The organism is Paraburkholderia humisilvae (assembly GCF_902859855.1).
Classification (GTDB): domain Bacteria; phylum Pseudomonadota; class Gammaproteobacteria; order Burkholderiales; family Burkholderiaceae; genus Paraburkholderia; species Paraburkholderia humisilvae.
The window spans coordinates 1-540 of sequence record NZ_CADIKH010000501.1 but is presented as its reverse complement, the minus strand read 5'-3'; the positions used below and the strand labels follow the sequence as shown (position 1 = coordinate 540).

General features: G+C 57.2%; 1 pseudogene. It reads right to left on the bottom strand.

From position 1 onward, the window contains the following. Positions 1–106: 106 nt before the first annotated feature. Positions 107–380, bottom strand: a pseudogene (locus tag HV796_RS43240) (IS5/IS1182 family transposase); the annotation flags it as partial. Positions 381–540: the final 160 nt, after the last annotated feature.

The following is a 540-nucleotide window of genomic DNA, read 5'->3' as shown; positions in this document are numbered from 1 at the left end:
GCTATACTTCATTTCAGCCTCCTGAATGGGTCCGTTGAGCCAGGCATCTCAACTGTAGACCCTGGCCGCCCCCTTCTTTGGGCGGCCAGGATGCCTTTCAATGATTATCAAAGGCCAAACCAACGGCGCGGCCGTCGTTTTGCGCCACCTGCGGCGTCACGCGATTTGCGCGGCACGTCGCAGCGAGGCCAGCCGTGTCGTAATCTTGTCGGCACCTACCGTGATAGGCGTATCGGCAACTGCACAGCATCCGCAAGCATGCCAGCCGCTGTGTCACGCTCGGCCGTACCTGGCCTGCGTTTCCTGTGCCTTCACCACCAGGCAGTGTCAGTTATCGGTAAGCGCTGTCCGATATACCAGAGCATTGCGCCGGTGCGACGCTCGAGTCATTCAAGTCCGGCGCCAATGACTGTCCGCTCATTATTGAGCTTCCCATAAAACATGACAACCGATTCGATGCTGGCGCGTTATATCTCTAACGGATTGAATGGAGATACGCGCCATGGCAAAGAAGCCGTTGGACGAGGCAACGAAGAAACG